Consider the following 20,531-nt stretch of genomic DNA (forward strand, 5'->3'; position numbering starts at 1 on the left):
AATTATTCAGCCGGATCTTTTGGTGTTTCAGTGTCGTCGCCGGTTGCTTCAGCGTCGACGTCCGGGTTCAGTGCGCCCGCTTCTTCATCAGCAGCGGCTTTCTTGCGTTGCAGCTTTTCCTCTTTCTTCTGTTCCTTGGCCAAGTCTCTCTGACGTTTGGCGAAGGAGTAATTAGGTTTGGCCATGGGCGATCCTCTAGGGTCGAAGGTGAGGGTGGGCGGCGCGCGGCTGCCTTGGGTCGCTATGGTAGCAGCTTCGCAGCGCGCTTGGCCTTCACTTACCGCTGGCGTAAGCGGCAAACAGGCCGTTGAACAGTTGATTGAGGGGCATGGCGCGGGCTCCAGTGGGGGATGGGCCGATCATATCCGGTTGCCGTGGAGGCGGATGTTAGATTGTGTTGATCAGCCTGATAGCCTAAAGTTGTATACAATCTGTTGATGCAGATCATAAGAACTTAAGCCTGCTTGAGGCACCCTTTGTCGCAATACGCGTTTTCCAACCCTGCCCTGGAGATTCACATGTTCGCCAAACTCGTTGCTGTTTCCCTGCTGACTCTGGCTAGCGGCCAGTTGCTTGCTGCAGAGTGCAAGGTCACTGTCGACTCCACCGACCAGATGTCGTTCAACACCAAAGAAATCACCATCGACAAGAGCTGCAAGCAGTTCACCGTCGAGCTGACGCACTCGGGCAACCTGCCAAAAAACGTCATGGGGCATAACTGGGTGTTGACCAGCGCCGCCAACATGCAGCCGGTTGCCAGCGACGGCATGGCCGCCGGTGTTGACAAAAACTACCTCAAGGAAGGCGACGACCGCATCATCGCCCACACCAAGCTCATTGGTGCCGGCGAGAAAGATTCGGTGACGTTCGACGTGTCGAAGCTGACGGCGGGCACGGACTACATGTTCTTTTGCTCGTTCCCAGGCCATATTTCGATGATGAAAGGCACTGTGACCGTCAAGTAAGACCGCGTTATCGTTCATCGGGGGCAAGCCCCCTCCCACACTTGATTTGTGAACACAGTCAATGTGGGAGGGGGCTTGCCCCCGATGGCATTCTGGCAATCAATGCAAAACTACCTGCCTCACCTCAAGGCGCAAACGGCATCACCCGCTTGTGCTCCGTCTTGCGGTACGTCTCGCAGATAATCCTGAACGCCTCTTCACGCACGGGCTCACCGTGCAGGAACGCGTCGATTTCGGCATAGGTCACGCCATGTGACGCTTCGTCCGGCTTGCCCGGCGACAGGTCCTCCAGGTCGGCGGTCGGGACTTTCTCCACCAACGACTCCGGCGCGCCGAAATGCCGCGCAATCGCACGCACCTGGTTTTTCACCAGCCCGCTCAGCGGCGCCAGGTCGCAGGCGCCATCCCCGAACTTGGTGAAAAAGCCCATCACCGCTTCCGCCGCATGGTCGGTACCGATCACCAGCCCACCGGTTGCGCCGGCGATGGTGTACTGCGCGACCATGCGCATGCGCGCCTTGGTGTTGCCCAGCACGAAATCGCGGGAGGCCGCCGGTTTGTCATCGAACGCCGCGACTTCCTTGGCCAGGGCTTTGACCGCCGGGCCGATGTTGACGGTGTGGCGCTCGTCCGGTTCGATGAAGTCCACCGAAGCCTGGGCATCGAGTTCGTCGAACTGGGTTTCGTAGGGCAGGCGCACGGCGATGAAACGATAGGCCGCGTCGCCGCTGCTGGCGCGCAGTTCCTGCACGGCACGTTGGGCCAGCAGGCCTGCGGTGAGGGAATCGACACCCCCACTGATGCCCAGTACCAGCGACTTGAGCCCGGAATTGCGCAGGCAGTCCTGGATAAAGGCCACGCGCCTGGCGACTTCTGCCTCAAGGGCGGCCTGGTCTTTGAACGGCGCTTGCACCTTGAGCTGCTGCGCAATCTCACGCTGTACGGCTTGCATGCTTCACTCCTTGCTGGATAGGGCAGGTACTTTGAAAACGTGACGCAAATAGGCGACAAAATTGGGGTCGGTGCAGTGGGTCTTGCCCGCTTCATCGGAAATCTTGGCGACGGGCTGGCCATTGCACGCGGTCATTTTAAGCACGATGCTCATCGGTTCCACCCCTGGAATGTCGCAGGTCAGGTTGGTGCCGATGCCAAAGCTCACATTGATGCGACCACGCAGGGCGCGGAAAATCTCCAGGGCCTTGGGCAACGTCAGGCTGTCGGAGAACACCAGGGTCTTGCTCATCGGCTCGATACCCAGCTTATGGTAGTGGGCGATGGCTTTTTCCGCCCACTGCACCGGGTCGCCGGAGTCGTGGCGCAGGCCGTCGAACAGCTTGGCGAAGTACAAGTCGAAGTCGCCCAGGAACGCATCGGTGGTGATGCAGTCGGTCAGGGCGATGCCCAGCAGGCCACGGTATTCGCGGACCCAGCAGTCAAGGGCGGCGATCTGGCTGTCGATCAGGCGCGGGCCGAGTTGCTGGTGGGCCATGATCCATTCATGGGCCATGGTGCCCAACGGTTTCATGTCGAATTCGCGGGCCAGGTGCACGTTGCTGGTGCCGACAAAGCGGCCGGGGAAGTCGTGCTTGAGTACGCTGACCACTTCTTCCTGCACCCGGTACGAAAAGCGTCGACGCGTGCCGAAGTCGGCCACTTGCAGCTCCGACAGTTCATCGCTGGCGGCATTCGCCGTCAGCCAGTCGAACTTGCGGTACAGCTGCTCGCGGGCCTGTTCCAGGATCACGGTCTGGTAGCGGTAGCGGTTACGCACTTCGCTGACAATGGCCAGCATTGGCACCTCAAACAGGATCACATGCAGCCACGGCCCGCGCAGGCGGATAAACAGCTCGCCGTTCTCGATGCCGGTCTGCACGTAGCGCAGGTTGAAGCGGAACAGCCCGAGGAAGCGCAAAAAGTCCGGCTTCATGAAGCTGATACGTTCCAGGAAGCCCAATTGGTCCGGGCTCAGGCTTAACTCGGCGAGACGCTCGATCTGGTAGCGAATCTCCGCCAGGTACGGGCGCAGGTCTTCGCTGTTGCGGCAACGAAACTCCCATTCAACTTCCACATTCGGGTAGTTGTGCAGCACCGCCTGCATCATGGTCAGCTTGTAGAAGTCGGTGTCGAGCAGGTTCTGCACGATGCGATCGGCAAACACACTCTCGCTCATAACGGGAATCTCCAGACGGGTCGACGCTGGGCGTCGGCCTTTACGCACAATTGAGGAAGGGGGCTAGTGGCGCATAGACCTGGGTTGGTTTGCCAGTGATTTTTTTGCCGGGGCCACTGGCGCCATCGGGGGCAAGCCCCCTCCCACACTTGGAATGCATTTCAAATGTGGGAGGGGGCTTGCCCCCGATGGCTATATTCCAGGCACTAAATAACCTGCTCCAGCATCCACTTCACAAACTCCCTCACTTTAGGCACCTCCGCCGCATGCTCCGGATAAGCCAGGTAATACGCATCCTGGCTCGGCATCCCATGCTGCCAGGGAATCACCAACTTACCCTCGGCCAATTCCTCTTCCACCAGAAACCGCGGCAGCAGCGCCACGCCGCAGCCGACCTGCGCGGCGCGAATGCACATATAAAAGGTGTCGAAGCGCGGCCCGTGATAACTGTGTTCGGTGTGCAAACCCTGGCTGGCGAACCAGTCATGCCAGCCCTGGGGTCGCGAGGCGTTTTGCAGCAGCACCAGTTCGCTCAGTTGGGTCGGGTCGGTGAACGGCTCTGCCGGCAGGCTCTCGGGCGAACACACAGGTACAAGCTCTTCGCTGAACAACTTCACGCTCTCGGTGCCGGGGCGTGAACCCTGGCCGAAATAGAACGCCATGTCGGCCTTGCCCTGCAGCAGTTCATCCGGTTCCTGTTCGTTGCACAGGTCCAGATGGATGTTTGGGTGACGCAGGCGCCAGCCCTTGAGGCGCGGCACCAGCCAGCGCGCGCCGAAGGTGTAGGGCGTGGACACGCGCAGCACTTCGGTTTCGCCGCCGTAGGAGCGCAGATAATGGGTGGACATCTCCACCAGGGAGAGGATCTTGCGCACTTCCACCAGGTACAGGTCGCCCGCCGGCGTCATCTGCAAGCGGCGCCGCACGCGGCGAAACAGCAGGTGCTGCAGCAACTCTTCCAACTGCGCCACCTGTTTGCTCACCGCGCTTTGCGTGAGGTTGAGTTCCTCGGCGGCGCGGGTAAAGCTCAGGTGGCGCGTGGCGGCTTCGAAACACTGCAGGGCGGTGATCGAGGGCAAATGTCTTTTGTTCAGCACGGCATGCCTCTTTTTATTCTTCGCATGAATAAACGGAATGATATCTCGCCTAATCGTCGTTTGTTGGCAAGTCTTGGGCCAGCTACAAATGAGGCCTGGATCGCCGTGTCTGCGGCGGCGCAATTTTGTGTTTGCAGATTTGAAGGAGTACCCCATGGTTGCTGCATTGCTTGACCGTCTAGGCGTAAACCCGGCGTTGTACCAGGCGGGTACACAGCCTGTGCATTCGCCGATCGATGGCAGCCGCATCGGCGCCGTGAACTGGGAAGGGGCCGCCGAGGTGGAGCAGCAGGTCAGTCGCGCCGAGCATGCATTCGACGCCTGGCGCAAAGTACCGGCCCCGCGTCGCGGCGAGCTGGTGCGCCAGTTCGGCGACGTGTTGCGCGAGTACAAGGCCGACCTGGGCGAGCTGGTCTCCTGGGAAGCCGGCAAGATCACCCAGGAAGGCCTGGGGGAAGTCCAGGAAATGATCGACATCTGCGACTTCGCCGTCGGTTTGTCGCGCCAGTTGTACGGCTTGACCATCGCCTCCGAGCGTCCCGGTCACCATATGCGTGAAACCTGGCACCCGCTGGGCGTGGTCGGCGTGATCAGCGCGTTCAACTTCCCGGTTGCGGTGTGGGCGTGGAACACCACCCTGGCGCTGGTGTGCGGCAATGCGGTGATCTGGAAACCGTCGGAAAAGACCCCGCTCACCGCGCTGGCCTGCCAGGCCTTGTTCGAGCGTGTGTTGAAAAATTTCAAGGATGCACCGCAGTACCTCAGCCAAGTGATCATCGGCGGCCGCGATGCCGGCGCCGCGTTGGTGGATGACCCGCGTGTGGCGCTGATCAGCGCCACCGGCAGCACCCGCATGGGCCGTGAAGTGGCGCCCAAAGTCGCCGCGCGCTTTGCCCGCAGCATCCTTGAGCTGGGCGGCAACAATGCGATGATTCTCGGCCCGAGCGCCGACCTGGACATGGCCGTGCGTGCGATCCTGTTCAGCGCCGTCGGCACCGCCGGCCAGCGTTGCACCACCCTGCGTCGGCTGATCGCCCATGAATCGGTCAAGGCGGAAATCGTCACCCGTCTCAAGGCCGCCTACGCCAAGGTGCGCATCGGCCACCCGCTGAAAGGCAACCTGATCGGCCCGCTGATCGACAAGCACGGCTTCGACAACATGCAGGACGCCCTGGAGCAGGCCTTGAGCGAGGGCGGCAAGGTGTTCGGCGGCAAGCGTCAACTGCAAGACCAGTTCCCCAACGCTTACTACGTGGCGCCGGCGATTGTGGAAATGCCCGAGCAGAGCGACGTGGTGTGCACCGAAACCTTCGCGCCGATTCTGTATGTGATCGGCTACAGCGACTTTGCCGAAGCGCTGCGCCTGAACAACGCGGTGCCACAAGGCTTGTCGTCGTGCATCTTCACCACCGATGTGCGTGAAGCCGAGCAGTTCATGTCGGCGGTGGGCAGCGACTGCGGGATTGCCAACGTCAATATCGGCCCGAGCGGCGCGGAGATCGGCGGCGCGTTTGGCGGTGAGAAAGAGACCGGCGGCGGGCGTGAGTCGGGCTCGGATGCGTGGCGCGGGTATATGCGCCGCCAGACCAATACCGTGAACTATTCGCTGGAGTTGCCGTTGGCGCAGGGCATTACGTTCGACTGAGTCCATGTGGGAGGGGGCTTGCCCTCGATTGCGGTGGGTCAGCTGCACACTTGTTGACTGATACACCGCATCGGGGGCAAGCCCCCTCCCACAGTTGATTGGGTTCACAACTGAAAATAGCTGTTTGTTAGGTCCTCTACGGAGTCTGGCAATGCCTTTACGCGATACATGCTTGTGGGAACACCTCACCCCCAATCGGCCGGATCGTGCCGCGCTCAAAGGTGAGGTCAAGGTGGATGTGTGCGTGATCGGCGCCGGCATCACCGGTTTGTCGGCCGCCATTCATTTGCTCGAACAGGGTAAAAGTGTTGCGGTGCTGGAGGCCCATCGCACCGGTCACGGCGGTTCGGGGCGCAATGTCGGGCTGGTCAACGCCGGTATGTGGATCCCGCCGGACGAGATCGAAGCTGGTTTCGGTACAGCCGTAGGCAGCCAGCTCAACCGCATGCTGGGCGCGGCACCGGCGCTGGTGTTCGGCCTGATCGACAAGTACAACATCGATTGCCAGTTGCGCCGCGAGGGCACCCTGCACATGGCGCATAACGCCCGTGGCGAGGCGGATCTGCGCAGTCGAGAAGAACAGTGGAAGCGCCGTGGCGCGCCGGTCGAGTTGCTCACCGGGCAGGCCTGCGAGCAGGCCACCGGCACCACGAAAATCGCCGCCGCCTTGCTGGACCGACGCGCCGGCACCTTGAACCCAATGGCCTACACCAGCGGTCTGGCGAATGCGGCCGTCGGGTTGGGCGGGCAGTTGTTCGATCATTCCCCCGTCACCCGGCTTGAGCGCCAGGGTGCAGTCTGGTCTGTGCAGACCGTCCAGGGCGCGGTGCAGGCCGCCCAGGTGGTGATCGCCTCCAATGCCTATACCGAAGGTGAATGGACCGAACTGCGGCGTAATTTCTTCCCCGGTTACTACTATCAGGTGGCGTCGGCGCCGCTCACCGATGACGCCGCCGGGCGAATCCTGCCTGGCGGCCAGGGCTCATGGGACACACGCCAGGTGCTGAGCAGCATTCGCCGCGACGCCGATGGTCGTCTGTTGCTCGGCAGCCTGGGCAACGGTAACCAGAAACCGGCCTGGTTCCTCAAGGCGTGGGCCGATCGGGTGCAGCAGCATTACTTCCCCTATCTCAAATCGGTGCAGTGGGAATACACCTGGACCGGCTGCATCGCGTTTACCCCCGATCACTTGATGCGTTTGTTCGAGCCGGCGCCCGGGCTGGTGGCGGTCACCGGCTACAACGGGCGCGGCGTGACCACAGGCAGCGTGGTCGGCAAGGCGTTTGCCGACTATTTGTGTCACCACAATCCCCAGTCGCTGCCGATTCCCTTTGCACCGATGCAACCCCTGGCGGGCGCGGGCCTGCGCAGTTGCCTCTATGAGGCGGGGTTCTCGCTGTACCACGCGGGGCAATGCCTGCGGATCGTGGTCTGACCCGCGTAACAGCGCTCGTTAGCCGGTATTTTCTTAGCCGGCTACCCATCTGTATTGGTGCAAGTCGTAGCAATCACGCACTGTAAATGTGCAGTTCCGTTACGCACGGGGTTACAGCGCCTGGAGCTGTCGTTTATCCCTTCGGTTGCAGGTGCCACCGTTCAAGGTTGCACTTTTTTGGCCTGTAGGTTGCACCTGTCGAGGCTAGACGGTTGCACGTCCTGGCGGGGGGACGCGAAACGCGTGCAATAACAATGACACCGTGTCTTTTTGAAGAATAAAAAAGTAATGGCACGCGGCTTGCTCTGAGCTTTCAGTGAAAGGTTTGAATGCAAGTTGTCGTGCCAAAAATCAAAAATATCGGAGCACCACTCATGTCCCAGACGTTTTACAAGAAAGGTTTTCTGGCCCTCGCCGTTGCAGCGGCGCTGGGTGTTTCTACGTTTGTTCAAGCTGATGTGAAAATTGGTGTGGCAGGCCCGATGACGGGCGCCAACGCCGCTTTCGGTGAGCAGTACATGAAGGGTGCCCAGGCGGCAGCCGATGTTATCAACAAGGCCGGTGGCATTAACGGCGAGCAGATCAAGCTGGTGGCCGGCGATGACGCCTGCGAGCCAAAACAGGCAGTCGCAGTGGCTAACCGCCTGGCGGACCAGGACAAAGTGATCGGCGTGGTCGGGCACTTCTGCTCGTCCAACACCATCCCGGCGTCTGAGGTCTACGACGAAGCAGGCATTATCGCGATCACGCCCGGCTCCACCAACCCACAGGTCACCGAGCGCGGCCTGGGCGCCATGTTCCGCATGTGCGGGCGTGACGACCAGCAGGGCATCGTCGCCGGCGACTACATCGTCGACGTGCTCAAAGGCAAGAAAGTCGCGGTGATCAATGACAAGGACACCTACGGCAAGGGCCTGGCTGACGCCACCGCTGCCCAACTGACCAAGCGCGGCGTCAAGCCGGTGCTGGAAGAAGGCCTGACCCGTGGCGAGAAAGACTTCAGCGCCCTGGTCACCAAGATCCGCTCCATTGACGCCGATGTCGTGTACTTCGGTGGCCTGCATCCCGAAGCCGGTCCTTTGGTTCGCCAGATTCGCGAGGCAGGCCTCAAGGCCGCGTTTATGTCCGATGACGGCGTAGTGACCGATGAACTGGCAAAAACCGCCGGTGGCAACCAGTACGTGGATGGCGTCTACATGACCTTCGGTGCTGACCCGCGTCTGTTGCCAGAGAGCAAGGCAGTGGTGGATGCCTTCCGTAAAAGCGGGTACGAGCCGGAAGGCTACACCCTGTATGCCTACGCCTCGATCCAGGCCCTGTCCGCCGGCTTCAACGGCGCCAAGTCCAACAAGGGCGAGGACGCTGCCAAGTGGCTCAAGGCCAACCCGGTTAAAACCGTCATGGGCGAAAAAACCTGGGATGCCAAGGGCGACCTGAAAATCTCCGACTACGTGGTTTACCAGTGGGATAAAGACGGCAAATACCACCAGCTGGAAAAACAGAAGTAACCCAACCGACTGCATGACCTCCCTGTAGGAGCGAGCTTGCTCGCGAAGAACGTCAACGATAACGCTGGTTTCCTGGATGCACACGGCGTTCTCTGGTTTTTCGCGAGCAAGCTCGCTCCTACAAGGGAGGGCGCGTGCCTAGCCTCTGTTTTCCTCCAGAAGCGCCGCACACCCCTCGGTGTGCAGGTGCTCACCGCGTGAGATTGCGTTATGGATGGTATTTTCCTGCAGCAACTGGTCAACGGCCTGACCCTCGGGTCGGTCTATGGCCTGATCGCCATCGGCTACACAATGGTCTATGGCATCATTGGCATGATCAACTTCGCCCACGGCGAGGTTTATATGATTTCCGCTTACCTCGCGGCGATCAGTCTGGCACTGCTGGCTTACTTCGGCATCGAATCCTTCCCGCTGCTCATTCTCGGCACCCTGATCTTCACCGTGGTCGTTACCGGCGTATACGGTTGGGTCATCGAACGTGTCGCCTACAAACCGCTGCGCAACTCCACCCGACTGGCACCGCTGATCAGCGCCATCGGCATCTCCCTGATCCTGCAGAACTACGCGCAGATCGCCCAGGGTGCCAAGCAACAAGGCATTCCCACCCTGCTCGCCGGCGCCTGGCGCGTCGATATCGGCACCGGCTTCGTGCAACTGACCTACACCAAAGTGTTCATCCTCGTGGCGGCTTTCGCCGGCATGGCGTTGCTCACCTACATCATCAAATACACCAAGCTCGGCCGCATGTGCCGGGCCACCCAGCAAGACCGCAAGATGGCCTCGATCCTGGGCATCAATACCGACCGCGTGATCTCCTACGTGTTTGTCATCGGCGCCGCCATGGCTGCCCTGGCCGGCGTGCTGATCACCCTCAATTACGGCACCTTCGACTTCTATGCCGGCTTCATCATCGGCATCAAGGCGTTTACCGCAGCGGTGCTCGGCGGCATCGGCTCCCTGCCTGGGGCGATGCTGGGCGGGATCATCCTCGGTATTTCCGAGTCGTTGTTCGCGGGGTTGATCAACTCTGACTACAAAGACGTGTTCAGTTTCTCCCTGCTGGTGGTGATTCTGATTTTCCGTCCCCAGGGCCTGCTTGGTCGCCCACTTGTGGCGAAGGTGTAAACATGTCTGCTGCCAAATCCATTGATATCAAGAAAAGCGTGGTCGATACGGTCCTCGCCGGGCTGATTTCGCTGATCGTGTTCGGCCCGATCGTAGGCGTGGTGCTCGACGGCTACAGCTTCAACCTGGAACCTGCGCGCGTTGCCACGTTGGTCGCCATTGTGATGGCCGGGCGTTTTGCCTTGAGCCTGTTCCTGCAGACCCCCAAGGGCGTGAAGATCCTGCAGGGTTTCGAAAGCAGCGGCTCCGGCGTGCACGTGTTGCCGCCGGACTACAAATCGCGGCTGCGCTGGATCATTCCAGCCCTGATCGTGATCGCCATCGTGTTCCCGATTTTCGCCAACAAGTACCTGCTCACCGTGGTGATCCTCGGGTTGATCTACGTGTTGCTCGGCCTGGGGCTGAACATCGTGGTGGGCCTGGCCGGTCTGCTCGACCTGGGTTACGTGGCGTTCTACGCCATCGGTGCCTACGGCCTGGCGCTGGGTTATCAATACCTCGGCCTGGGCTTCTGGAGCGTGCTGCCACTGGCGGCGATCGCGGCGGCTTTGGCGGGGTGCATACTCGGATTCCCGGTGCTGCGAATGCACGGGGACTACCTCGCCATCGTGACCCTGGGTTTTGGTGAAATCATCCGCCTGGTGCTGAACAACTGGCTGTCGTTTACCGGCGGGCCAAACGGGATGCCGGTGCCTTCGCCGACGTTCCTGGGCCTCGAGTTCGGCAAGCGTGCCAAAGATGGCGGGATTCCGTTCCACGAGTTCTTCGGTCTCGATTACAACCCCAACATCAAGTTCATGTTCATCTACATCGTGCTGTTCCTGGTGGTGCTGGCGGTGTTGTACATCAAGCATCGCCTGACCCGTATGCCGGTAGGTCGCGCCTGGGAAGCCTTGCGCGAAGATGAAATCGCCTGCCGGTCCATGGGCCTGAATCACGTGCTGGTCAAACTCTCGGCATTCACCATCGGCGCCTCCACCGCCGGGTTGGCCGGGGTGTTCTTTGCCAGCTACCAGGGCTTCGTCAATCCGTCGTCGTTTACCTTCTTCGAGTCGGCGTTGATTCTGGCCATTGTGGTGCTGGGCGGCATGGGCTCGACGGTCGGCGTAGTCATCGCGGCGTTCGTGCTGACCGTGGCGCCGGAACTGCTGCGCAGTTTCTCCGAATACCGCGTGCTGTTGTTTGGCGTGTTGATGGTGGTGATGATGATCTGGAGACCGCGCGGCCTGATCCGCATCAGCCGCACCGGTGTGACGCCACGTAAAGGTGCCATAGCGAATAGGGAGCCGCGCCATGAGTAAGGAAGTCGTGCTCGTAGTGGAACACCTGATGATGCACTTCGGTGGCATCAAGGCCCTGAGTGATGTCAGCCTCAAGGTCGAACGCAACTCGATCTTCGCCCTGATCGGCCCCAACGGCGCCGGCAAGACCACGGTGTTCAACTGCCTCACCGGTTTCTACAAGGCCAGTGGCGGCAAGATCGAACTCAACGTGCGCGGCAAGCAGACCAACGTCATCCAGTTGCTGGGCGAGCGCTTCAAGGCCAGCGATTTCGTGTCGCCGAAAAGCTTCCTCAGCCGCGTGTACTACAAAATGTTCGGCGGCACCCACCTGGTGAACCGCGCCGGCCTGGCGCGGACCTTCCAGAACATTCGCCTGTTCAAGGAAATGTCGGTGCTGGAAAACCTGCTGGTGGCCCAGCACATGTGGGTCAACCGCAACATGCTCGCGGGCATCCTCAACACCAAGGGCTACCGCAAGGCTGAAAGCGATGCGCTCGACCACGCCTTTTACTGGCTGGAAGTGGTCGACCTGGTGGACTGCGCCAACCGTCTTGCTGGCGAGCTTTCCTACGGCCAGCAGCGCCGCCTGGAAATCGCCCGTGCCATGTGCACGCGACCGCAGATCATCTGCCTGGACGAACCGGCAGCGGGCCTCAACCCCCAGGAAACCGAAGCCCTCAGTGCGATGATTCGCCTGCTGCGCGACGAACACGACCTCACGGTGGTGCTGATCGAACACGACATGGGCATGGTGATGAGTATTTCCGACCACATCGTGGTGCTGGACCACGGCAACGTGATCGCCGAAGGCGGGCCGGACGCGATCCGCAACGACCCGAAAGTGATTGCCGCCTACCTGGGCGCGGACGAAGAGGAGCTGGTATGAGCGGGCCTATCCTCGAAATGAAGGACCTGGACGTGTTCTACGGCCCGATCCAGGCCCTGAAAAAAGTCTCGCTGCACATCAACGAAGGCGAAACCGTCAGCCTGATCGGCTCCAACGGCGCGGGCAAATCCACGCTGCTGATGTCGATCTTCGGCCAGCCTCGGGCCGAGTCGGGGCAGATTCTCTATAACGGCGTGGACATCACCCACAAGTCGTCCCACTACATTGCCTCCAACGGCATCGCGCAGTCGCCGGAAGGGCGGCGGGTATTCCCTGACATGACCGTCGAGGAAAACCTGCTGATGGGCACCATTCCCATTGGCGACAAGTTCGCCGGTGAGGACATGCAGCGCATGTTCGAGCTGTTCCCACGGCTCAAGGAGCGGCGCAACCAGCGGGCGATGACCATGTCCGGCGGCGAGCAGCAAATGCTCGCCATCGCCCGCGCGCTGATGAGCCGGCCCAAGCTGTTACTGCTCGATGAGCCGAGTCTGGGCCTGGCGCCGATTGTGGTGAAGCAGATCTTTTCCACCCTGCGCGAGCTGGCCTCCACCGGGATGACTATCTTCCTGGTGGAGCAGAATGCCAACCACGCCCTGCGCCTCTCGGACCGGGCGTATGTGATGGTCAACGGTGAGATTCGCCTGACGGGGACCGGCAAGGAATTGCTGGTGAACGAGGAAGTGCGCAACGCCTACCTCGGCGGTCACTGACCCCCCACCTGATCGTTCCCACGCTCCGCGTGGGAACGCCTCTTGTGACGCTCCGCGTCACGCTTTGGGACGCAGAGCGCCCCCGGCTGCATTCCCACGCGGAGCGTGGGAACGATCAGCGCGCAGAGCTTCCACCAAATTGTGGAAAACAATTCCAGCCCTCCTCCAAAGCGCGACATATAGCCGCCGCAAATCCCTGTTTTGTCACAGTTTTGACTTGTCCCCATCCACTGTGGAACCGGCTGTGGGTAACGTGGGAGTACCTGGCTGCAAGCCTTTGAATACGTGGTCTGCAGGCTTGTGGTTGTTTTTTGATCAGGGGCTTTTTCACGACCGTCCGAGGGTTTTGTCAACCTGTTTAAAGACACAGGTATATGACCGAAACAGGTCAGTTCAGCCTGTGGATAAGTCTGTGATTAAACTCTGGAAAGACCGCCGCAGAGGCCGGAATGACTGGCCTGTAGCCATCGTTCGTATCCCATCGAGTGAAATTGCCTGCATATGCCCTGCGTCCTGGTCAAGCAAAAAACTTTCCGCAAACACCTGCAAGCCTTGTATACCGTGGCCCGAGGCGATGTGCACTTGCCCCCAAAGACTGTGGGCGCAGTTGTGGATAACCTGCGCGTACATGGCTGCAGGCCGCGATTCATATAGCGCTGCCAGGTCTGGTTAAAAAATGATCAAGCCAGCATGTAGGCGTGCGTATAGCGGTTGCCGCAACGGCGGCGTAAGGGCATTCTGCTGGCAACTTTTTTCGTTGCCCGCAAGGAGAACACCATGTCCGACACGCTGTTTATTACTGGCGCCACTTCAGGTTTCGGTGAAGCCTGCGCCCGCCGTTTTGCCGAGGCCGGCTGGAAACTGGTGCTCACCGGCCGGCGTGCCGAGCGCTTGAACGCGCTGGTCGAAGAGCTCTCCCGTCAGACCGAAGTGCATGGCCTGGTGGTGGACGTGCGTGATCGCCAAGGCATGGAAGAGGCCATCGCCAACCTGCCGCCATCGTTCGCCACGCTGCGCGGGCTGATCAACAACGCCGGCCTGGCCGTGGGCACCGACCCTGCGCCCAAGTGCAACCTCGACGATTGGGAAACCATGGTCGACACCAATATCAAGGGCCTGTTGACCACCACCCACCTGCTGCTGCCGCGCCTGATCGCCCATGGCCGTGGCGCCGGGATCATCAACCTGGGTTCCATCGCCGGCAGCTACCCCTACCCGGGCAGCCACGTGTATGGCGGCTCCAAGGCGTTCGTAAAGCAATTCTCGCTGAACCTGCGCTGTGACCTGCAAGGCACTGGCGTGCGTGTGACCAACATCGAGCCGGGCTTGTGCGAGAGCGAGTTTTCCCTGGTGCGTTTCGGTGGGGATCAGGCGCGCTATGACGCGACCTATGCCGGCGCCGAGCCGATCCAGCCGCAGGATATTGCCGACACAATCTTCTGGGTGCTCAACACCCCGGCGCACGTGAATATCAACCGGTTGGAGTTGATGCCGGTGAGCCAGACCTGGGCTGGGTTTGCGATTGAGCGTGGGGCCAAGGGCTAAGCACCTGCGCGATACACTGTAGGAGCGAGCTTGCTCGCGAAAAACGTTAACGATGACGCGGGCATCCTGAATTCACGCGGCGCGCTCGGGGTTTTCGCGAGCAAGCTCGCTCCTACAGTAAATGGCGTCAAATCGGCCAAAAACAGGCCATAAGGTACACTCCACCCCTGAAAACCCCACCGCACCCTGCGGTCTAAAGGTTTTGACGGGAGGAAATGTGAGTAACCGAGGTGAGCAGGCACTGCTCAAACAATCGACCATCCTGATGTTCGCCGTCGCGATCGCCGGGATTGTCACGGGTGTGATATCCGGCGCCCAATCCATTCTGTTCGACGGCTTTTTCTCGCTGATCGCCACCGCCATCAAGGTGTTGATGTTGATCACGGCCAAGCTGATCGCCAAGAAAAGCAACGAGCGTTTCCAGTTCGGCTACTGGCACCTGGAGCCGATGGTGCTGTTGATCGAAGGCAGCTTCCTGCTGCTGATCGCCATCTATGCGTTTCTCAACGGTGTGTTCGGCATCATCAATGGCGGTCGCGACATCGAGTTGGGGCTGGTGATCGTGTATGCGGCGGTATTTACCGTGGTGGAATTCGCCTACTTCTTCTATGTGCGTTACCGCAATCGCACGCTCAAGTCATCGCTGATCCAGTTCGACAACATCAGTTGGCTGGTGGACGCGATGCTGTCGGTGGGCTTGCTGATCAGCTTTCTGGCGGCACTGTTGCTCAAATCCCAGGGGTATGGCGAGTGGGCGGTATACGTCGACCCGCTGATCCTGATTCTGCTGGCCCTGAGCATGCTGGCGCCGGCGTTCAAGATCCTGCGCCCGGCCTTGCGTGAGGTGCTGGGGATTGCTCCGGATCACTTGGACGACACCGTGCGCGAAGTGATGGACGCGGCGCAGGCCAGGCATGGCTTCGACGACTACGTGTCCTACGTGCAAAAGCACGGGCGGGCACGATTCATTGAAATTCATGTGGTGTTGCCGGCCGATTACCCGGTGGATAAGGTCGCGACCCTCGACGGGTTGCGCGAAGAGATATCCACAGCGCTGGGAACGCCGGATGCGGCGCGCTGGTTGACGATCAGTTTTACTGGGGATCGCAAGTGGATTGCGTGAGGTCAGTTAGACCGAAGTGAGGCTATCGGGGGCAAGCCCCCTCCCACATTTGACTGTATTCACAAATCAAAGGTGGGAGGGGCGGTGCGACGATTCGACTTGCCCCCGATGAGGGCCTGAAGATCAGCTCAAATACTGGATCAGACCCTGATAGCAAGTCGCCAAATGATAAGGCGTGGTAGACGGCATATCCCGCCGGCTCACCCTGCCCTCGGCATCCAGGCATTCATGCCAGCCCTTCTCATGCAGGAAATGCTCTTGCAGCGCCAGCAATTGACGCTGCAGCACCGCCTCGCTGCCGGGGCGCAAGGTCAATGCCCGCAGGTACTCGGCCTGGGCCCAGATACGCTGGGTGCCGTCGCGCACCGTGCCATCCACTGAAAGCATGCCACTGACCGCACCGCTCAACTTATCCACACCGGTGTGTTCGGCATAGGCGAACGCCCGTGTCAGCGACGCATGCAGCGGTGTGCCGCGCAGTACGGCCGAGGACTCGAGCAAAAAGAACCATTCGAACTGGTGCCCCGGTTCAAACCAGTTATCCACAGCACCCAGCGGTTTTTCCAGCATCACGCCATGTTCGCGGTCGATGAAGCGTTGCTGCATGGCCGTCGCCAATGCCAGCAGGGCCGCTTGTACCTCGGCGTCCTCACGCACCGCGAGGGTGGCGAGGAAGCCTTCGGCCAGGTGCATCAACGGGTTTTGCAATGGGCCGGACTTGAGCGAGGCCCAGTTGCGGTCCAGCACCGCTTCGTACAGGCCGTCACCGGTGGCGAAGCGTTGGGCGACCACTTCCAGCGCGGCATTGAGCACCGACTCCACCAAGGGTTCACGTACCTTGGCCCAGTATTGGGCGCAGGCAAAGATGATAAAGGCGTGGGTATAGAGGTCTTTGCGTTTATCCAGTGGCTGCCCGGCCGGGTCGATGCTGTAGAACCAGCCGCCGTGTTCGGCGTCGTGGAAATGCTGTTGCAGGGAACGGAACAACTGCGCCGCACGCGCTTGCGCGAAGTCCGTGCCGGGCTCGCCGATCAGGCTGGCAAACAGGTACAACTGGCGGGCGCACGCCATGGCGCGGTAGCGTTGCGGGGGCAGTGGCTGATGATTGGCGTCCAGTGCCTCAAACGGTAGTGCCAGGTCGGCATTCCAGCCCGGGCCCTGCCACAGCGGCACGATCAGGTCATGGAAGTGCGTGAGCACGGAATTCAAAGTGGGTGGAGAAGCGATGGGCATTGGCTGGCGTCGTCACGGCAGGGGTGTGGCGCGCATGTTATCAGGCTTGGGAACTGTGGTGTCTGTGGCGCCGCTATCGGGGGCAAGCCTCCTCCCACCTTTGATTTGTGAATACCGACAAATGTGGGAGGGGGCTTGCCCCCGATGGCGGCCTCTGGGCTGGCCGGGATGCTGGATTGGAACGAGTACATATCCGTTTCTGCGGTAACGGCCACTTAGGGTTCCGCCCTTACGGCGGCTCACTTTTGAAAAGCGCAAAAGTAAGCAAAACGCTCTTGCCCCACCACTCGGCACCTCGCCTGGGCTCGGTGTGCCCTCTCTCCGGCTTGAATCCGTGGGCCGCCGCAATGGGCCATCCATGGCCCAGTGCGGCTAACCCGGCGTCCTGCCGGGTTGCCCACGGATTCAAGCCTGCGTTCGGCCAGCGTGGTTTAACGGGGCGCCTGAGATCAAGATCAAAAGCAGATCAAGGGCGACTCGCTTCGCATCGTGGTTACGGTTGAGCGCTACAGAGTTGTGTAGATGCCCCGATGAGGCCTTCAGCAGCGCTGAAGATCAGCCCGCCAACAACCAAACCCCGGTCGCCGCCGAAGCCGCCCCCGCCACCCGCACCAACGGTGCCGCCGCCGCAGGCAGGAAACGCACCACCGCGTAACCCGCCGCATGCAACGCAGCCGTCGCGCCGACAAACCCTGCCGCGTACGCCCAGGGGCTGGACATGTCCGGCAGCTCCAGGCCATGGGCCACGCCATGGAACAACGCAAACAACGCCGTTGCCCCCACCGCCACCCACAGCGGTGGCCGCACTGCCAGCGCTACCGCCAGGCCCAGCGCCAGCACCGATGCGGCGATCCCGCTTTCCAGTGCCGGCAGTTGCAGGCCTTCAAAACCGAGCATGCCACCGATCAACATGGTGCCGACGAAGGCACACGGCAGCGCCCAGCGTGCGTTGCCTTTTTGCTGCGCCGCCCACAGGCCGACCGCAACCATGGCCAGCAGGTGGTCGAGCCCGCCCAATGGGTGGCTGATACCGGCGACCAGGCCATTGTCGCCGTGGCCCGGGTGAGCGAAGGCGAGGGCGGGGGCCAGCAGCAGCGCGGCGGTGGCGAACAGTTTCTTGAGGTTCATAAACAGGCTCCGTAGGGGAATCAGGCAGCGGTCAGCAGGCCTTGACGTTCGATAAAGGCGACGATTTCATCCAGGCCGACGCCGGTTTTCTGATTGCTGAACACAAAAGGTTTGCCATTGCGCATGCGTTGGGTGTCGCTGTTCATCAATTCCAGCGAGGCACCCACCAGCGGCGCGAGGTCGATCTTGTTGATCACCAGCAGGTCGGATTTGCAAATACCGGGCCCGCCCTTGCGCGGCAGCTTGTCGCCGGCGGACACATCGATCACGTAGATGGTGAGGTCCGACAGTTCGGGGCTGAACGTCGCCGACAGGTTGTCGCCGCCGGACTCCACCAGAATCAAGTCCAGGCCTGGAAACCGGCGGTTGAGCTGGTCCACCGCCTCCAGGTTGATCGAGGCATCTTCGCGGATCGCCGTGTGCGGGCAGCCGCCGGTTTCCACGCCGATGATGCGTTCCGGCGCCAGGGCCTGGTTGCGCACCAAAAAATCAGCGTCTTCGCGGGTGTAGATGTCGTTGGTAACCACCGCCAGGTTGTAGCGGTCGCGCAGCGCCAGGCACAGGGCCAGGGTCAGGGCTGTCTTGCCGGAGCCGACCGGGCCGCCGATGCCGATGCGCAGGGGTTGTGTGTTCATGGTGGGTTCTCCAAAAAAGCCTCAGGAACGGAACAGGCGGCTGTACTGGCGCTCGTGGGCCATGCACGCCAAAGACAGGCCAAACGCGGCGCTGCCAAGGTGATCGGGTTCGACGCGGCCTGCCTCGTGCTGGGCCTGCTGCAACAGCGGCAGCAGTTCGCTGGTCAGGCGCTGCGCGGCTTGCTGGCCCAGGGGCAGGGTCTTCATCAGCACGGCCAACTGGTTTTCCAGCCAGCTCCACAGCCAGGCGGCGAGGGCGTCGTCGGGGCGGATGGTCCAGGCCCGTGCGGCCAGGGCCCAGCCAAGGGCCAGATGGGGTTCAGGCTGTTGGTCAAGGAAATCACGGGCGTCGGCGTCCAACTCGGGCAAGCCACTGAGCAGTTGTTGCAGCGAGTAGCCCATCTGCCGGCTCTCCTGATACAGCTCGCGGGTTTCGCGGCTGGCACGGTGTTCTTCACACAACTGCGCCAGGCGCGGCCAGGCCTGTTCCGCGGCGGCGCGACAGTGGGCGAGCAGCAACGGCGCTTCAAAACGCGCGAGATTGAGCAGCAATTGGTCGCTGATCCAGCGTCGCGCGCTGGCGGCATCGTTGACGCGGCCGTTCTCCACCGCCATTTCCAGGCCCTGGGAGTAGCTGTAGCCGCCAATCGGCAATTGCGGACTGGCCAGGCGCAACAGCGCCCAGGCCGGGTTCATGGACGCACGCCGAACTGATGCAGTTTGGGCGCGTAATTGAAGTCTTCGTCACCATGGCGCGAGTGATGATGACCACCGCCATAGGCGCCGTGCTCGGGTTGGAAAGGCGCCTCGATGGGGTGCGCATCGGCGCCCAGCTGTTCCAGCATGGCCTTGAGCACATAGTCATCGAGCAGGCGCAGCCAGCCATCGCCGACCTGCAGGGCGACATGGCGATTGCCCAGGTGATAGGCCGCGCGGGTCAGTTCAAAGGCGTTGCGGCAGGTGACATGCAGCAGTTGTTCAGGGCGCGCGCAGACACGTACGACGCGTCCGTCCTCGGCTTGCAGGAATTCGCCATCGTGCAGCGGCGGTTGCCCACGCTCCAAAAACAAGCCGACGTCTTCACCGTCGGCACTGAAACAGCGCAGGCGGCTTTTGCTGCGGGCTTCGAAGTTCAGCAGCAGCTCGGCGGCCCAGAGGGCCTGGGGGGCGATTCGGCGGTGGATCACCAGCATCGGAGGGTTTCCAGCTATTAACGATAAAGGGGCTATAAAGGTGGTAGAGCAAGGGCCTTGCCAACCCGGCAGGCGCGTAGGAAATCCCTGTCAGCAGGGCGCGAGCGCTACACGGCAGGGCATCCGTAAAGGGCGAGCGTGTTGCAATTTGGTGCGTTTGAGCGGCGCTCGGCACCAGGAGGGGGCATTTTGCGTGGAGTAAGCCGATGAATTGCATGAAACGTCTTTCATACAATTCTTCATCTGCCTTTAAGGAATAATCCTACAAGAGCCAGAGAATTGGCCTTCGTGAGCTTACGTGGTGGTTCTTTAAGATTCGCGCCGTGTTTAATCCGTCGCGATGTTCATCATGTTCAAGTCACTTATCTGTTCCGTCATTGTCAGCCTGTCTTGTCTTATTTCCTCAGCCTCGGCCACTCTTCAACAGCCGCCGACGTTTGTTTCCGTCCATGCACCGTCTTCGGTCGAAAATGTGATCGACCGCGCCCATCAACTGCTCGGTACACCCTACAAGTGGGGCGGTACCTCCACCGAGCAAGGGTTCGATTGCAGCAGTTTCCTGGTCTATCTGTTCAAGACCCAAGCCAATATCCAGCTGCCGCGCACCACGGCTGCGATGCACCGCTCAACGGCCGCGACCATCAAGCGCACGGCGTTGAAGCCGGGCGACGCGGTCTTTTTCAAAGGCAATGGGCAGGGGCGGGTCAGTCACGTCGGGCTGTATATCGGCGATGGCAAATTTATCCATTCACCGCGTACCGGCAAGAACGTGCGTATCGATTCGTTGAGCAATAGTTACTGGAACAGGCACTACACCACCGCCAAGCGTTTTCACAAGGCCGGCTGA

20 protein-coding genes are annotated in these 20,531 nt (G+C 60.9%); 11 read left to right on the forward strand and 9 right to left on the reverse strand.

Translation table 11 applies throughout. The annotated features are described in order from the left end of the window. Nucleotides 1-2: 2 nt before the first annotated feature. Nucleotides 3-185 carry a hypothetical protein gene (locus BFP90_RS11610; RefSeq protein ID WP_065883342.1) on the reverse strand — a complete coding sequence of 61 codons (183 nt, stop codon included), beginning with the start codon at nucleotides 183-185 and terminating at the stop codon, nucleotides 3-5. A 333-nt stretch (nucleotides 186-518) separates the two neighbouring features. Here BFP90_RS11610 and azu point away from each other — a divergent pair, with 333 nt between their 5' ends. Further along, nucleotides 519-965 (forward strand): azurin, encoded by a 447-nt coding sequence (gene azu, locus BFP90_RS11615; protein ID WP_065883471.1) that lies wholly within the window; start codon nucleotides 519-521, stop codon nucleotides 963-965. Nucleotides 966-1,089: 124 nt separating this feature from the next. On the opposite strand, the gene nadE is transcribed toward azu, so the two are convergent. The 3 genes from nadE to BFP90_RS11630 form a co-directional block, all read right to left on the reverse strand. Then, complete coding sequence (gene nadE, locus BFP90_RS11620) at nucleotides 1,090-1,917, reverse strand: ammonia-dependent NAD(+) synthetase (RefSeq protein ID WP_065896733.1); 828 nt, start codon at nucleotides 1,915-1,917, stop codon at nucleotides 1,090-1,092. A 3-nt stretch (nucleotides 1,918-1,920) separates the two neighbouring features. Then, nucleotides 1,921-3,135, reverse strand: coding sequence for a nicotinate phosphoribosyltransferase (gene pncB, locus BFP90_RS11625; RefSeq protein ID WP_065883346.1), 1,215 nt, complete (start codon nucleotides 3,133-3,135; stop codon nucleotides 1,921-1,923). Nucleotides 3,136-3,341: 206 nt separating this feature from the next. Next, the gene (locus tag BFP90_RS11630) at nucleotides 3,342-4,232 is read right to left on the reverse strand and encodes a LysR family transcriptional regulator (RefSeq protein ID WP_065894527.1); all 891 of its coding nucleotides are present in this window, start codon (nucleotides 4,230-4,232) and stop codon (nucleotides 3,342-3,344) included. A 154-nt stretch (nucleotides 4,233-4,386) separates the two neighbouring features. On the opposite strand from BFP90_RS11630, the gene BFP90_RS11635 reads away from it, so the two are divergent. The 9 genes from BFP90_RS11635 to BFP90_RS11680 all read left to right on the forward strand — a co-directional run bounded on the left by BFP90_RS11635 (nucleotide 4,387) and on the right by BFP90_RS11680 (nucleotide 15,495). After that, nucleotides 4,387-5,877, forward strand: a complete 1,491-nt coding sequence (locus tag BFP90_RS11635; RefSeq protein WP_065896734.1) for an L-piperidine-6-carboxylate dehydrogenase — start codon at nucleotides 4,387-4,389, stop codon at nucleotides 5,875-5,877. A 151-nt stretch (nucleotides 5,878-6,028) separates the two neighbouring features. Continuing rightward, complete coding sequence (locus BFP90_RS11640) at nucleotides 6,029-7,312, forward strand: L-pipecolate oxidase (RefSeq protein ID WP_065896735.1); 1,284 nt, start codon at nucleotides 6,029-6,031, stop codon at nucleotides 7,310-7,312. A gap of 374 nt (nucleotides 7,313-7,686) precedes the next feature. Continuing rightward, entirely contained in the window at nucleotides 7,687-8,820 is a 1,134-nt protein-coding gene (locus BFP90_RS11645; protein WP_065896736.1) for a branched-chain amino acid ABC transporter substrate-binding protein, read from the forward strand. Nucleotides 8,821-9,030: 210 nt separating this feature from the next. Next, on the forward strand, nucleotides 9,031-9,945 hold the full coding sequence (locus BFP90_RS11650; RefSeq protein ID WP_034125666.1) for an ABC transporter permease subunit: 915 nt from the start codon (nucleotides 9,031-9,033) through the stop codon (nucleotides 9,943-9,945). Between the two features lie 2 nt (nucleotides 9,946-9,947). Then, nucleotides 9,948-11,246 carry a high-affinity branched-chain amino acid ABC transporter permease LivM gene (gene livM, locus BFP90_RS11655; protein WP_065896737.1) on the forward strand — a complete coding sequence of 433 codons (1,299 nt, stop codon included), beginning with the start codon at nucleotides 9,948-9,950 and terminating at the stop codon, nucleotides 11,244-11,246. Continuing rightward, complete coding sequence (locus BFP90_RS11660; protein WP_065896738.1) at nucleotides 11,239-12,114, forward strand: ABC transporter ATP-binding protein; 876 nt, start codon at nucleotides 11,239-11,241, stop codon at nucleotides 12,112-12,114. The genes livM and BFP90_RS11660 overlap by 8 nt, the downstream gene beginning before the upstream one ends. Continuing rightward, nucleotides 12,111-12,827, forward strand: a complete 717-nt coding sequence (locus tag BFP90_RS11665) for an ABC transporter ATP-binding protein (RefSeq protein ID WP_057724218.1) — start codon at nucleotides 12,111-12,113, stop codon at nucleotides 12,825-12,827. The genes BFP90_RS11660 and BFP90_RS11665 overlap by 4 nt, the downstream gene beginning before the upstream one ends. Nucleotides 12,828-13,604: 777 nt before the next feature. Then, complete coding sequence (locus BFP90_RS11675; protein WP_065894534.1) at nucleotides 13,605-14,372, forward strand: SDR family oxidoreductase; 768 nt, start codon at nucleotides 13,605-13,607, stop codon at nucleotides 14,370-14,372. Nucleotides 14,373-14,589: 217 nt separating this feature from the next. Next, the gene (locus tag BFP90_RS11680; protein WP_065896739.1) at nucleotides 14,590-15,495 is read left to right on the forward strand and encodes a cation diffusion facilitator family transporter; all 906 of its coding nucleotides are present in this window, start codon (nucleotides 14,590-14,592) and stop codon (nucleotides 15,493-15,495) included. Between the two features lie 123 nt (nucleotides 15,496-15,618). Here the strand turns inward: BFP90_RS11680 and BFP90_RS11685 are convergent, their stop codons facing one another. The 5 genes from BFP90_RS11685 to ureE all read right to left on the reverse strand — a co-directional run bounded on the left by BFP90_RS11685 (nucleotide 15,619) and on the right by ureE (nucleotide 19,684). After that, complete coding sequence (locus BFP90_RS11685) at nucleotides 15,619-16,728, reverse strand: AGE family epimerase/isomerase (RefSeq protein ID WP_065896740.1); 1,110 nt, start codon at nucleotides 16,726-16,728, stop codon at nucleotides 15,619-15,621. A 555-nt stretch (nucleotides 16,729-17,283) separates the two neighbouring features. Next, nucleotides 17,284-17,856: a HupE/UreJ family protein gene (locus BFP90_RS11690; RefSeq protein WP_065883363.1), complete on the reverse strand. Its 573-nt coding sequence runs from the start codon at nucleotides 17,854-17,856 to the stop codon at nucleotides 17,284-17,286. Between the two features lie 20 nt (nucleotides 17,857-17,876). Continuing rightward, nucleotides 17,877-18,491 (reverse strand): urease accessory protein UreG, encoded by a 615-nt coding sequence (gene ureG / locus BFP90_RS11695; RefSeq protein WP_065896741.1) that lies wholly within the window; start codon nucleotides 18,489-18,491, stop codon nucleotides 17,877-17,879. Between the two features lie 21 nt (nucleotides 18,492-18,512). Beyond that, complete coding sequence (locus BFP90_RS11700; RefSeq protein ID WP_065894537.1) at nucleotides 18,513-19,187, reverse strand: urease accessory protein UreF; 675 nt, start codon at nucleotides 19,185-19,187, stop codon at nucleotides 18,513-18,515. Next, the gene (gene ureE / locus BFP90_RS11705; RefSeq protein ID WP_065896742.1) at nucleotides 19,184-19,684 is read right to left on the reverse strand and encodes an urease accessory protein UreE; all 501 of its coding nucleotides are present in this window, start codon (nucleotides 19,682-19,684) and stop codon (nucleotides 19,184-19,186) included. The genes BFP90_RS11700 and ureE overlap by 4 nt, the downstream gene beginning before the upstream one ends. 349 nt (nucleotides 19,685-20,033) lie before the next feature. On the opposite strand from ureE, the gene BFP90_RS11710 reads away from it, so the two are divergent. Then, on the forward strand, nucleotides 20,034-20,531 hold the full coding sequence (locus BFP90_RS11710; protein WP_065896752.1) for a C40 family peptidase: 498 nt from the start codon (nucleotides 20,034-20,036) through the stop codon (nucleotides 20,529-20,531).

Source organism: Pseudomonas sp. 24 E 13, assembly GCF_900004715.1.
Taxonomy (GTDB): Bacteria; Pseudomonadota; Gammaproteobacteria; order Pseudomonadales; family Pseudomonadaceae; genus Aquipseudomonas; species Aquipseudomonas orientalis_A.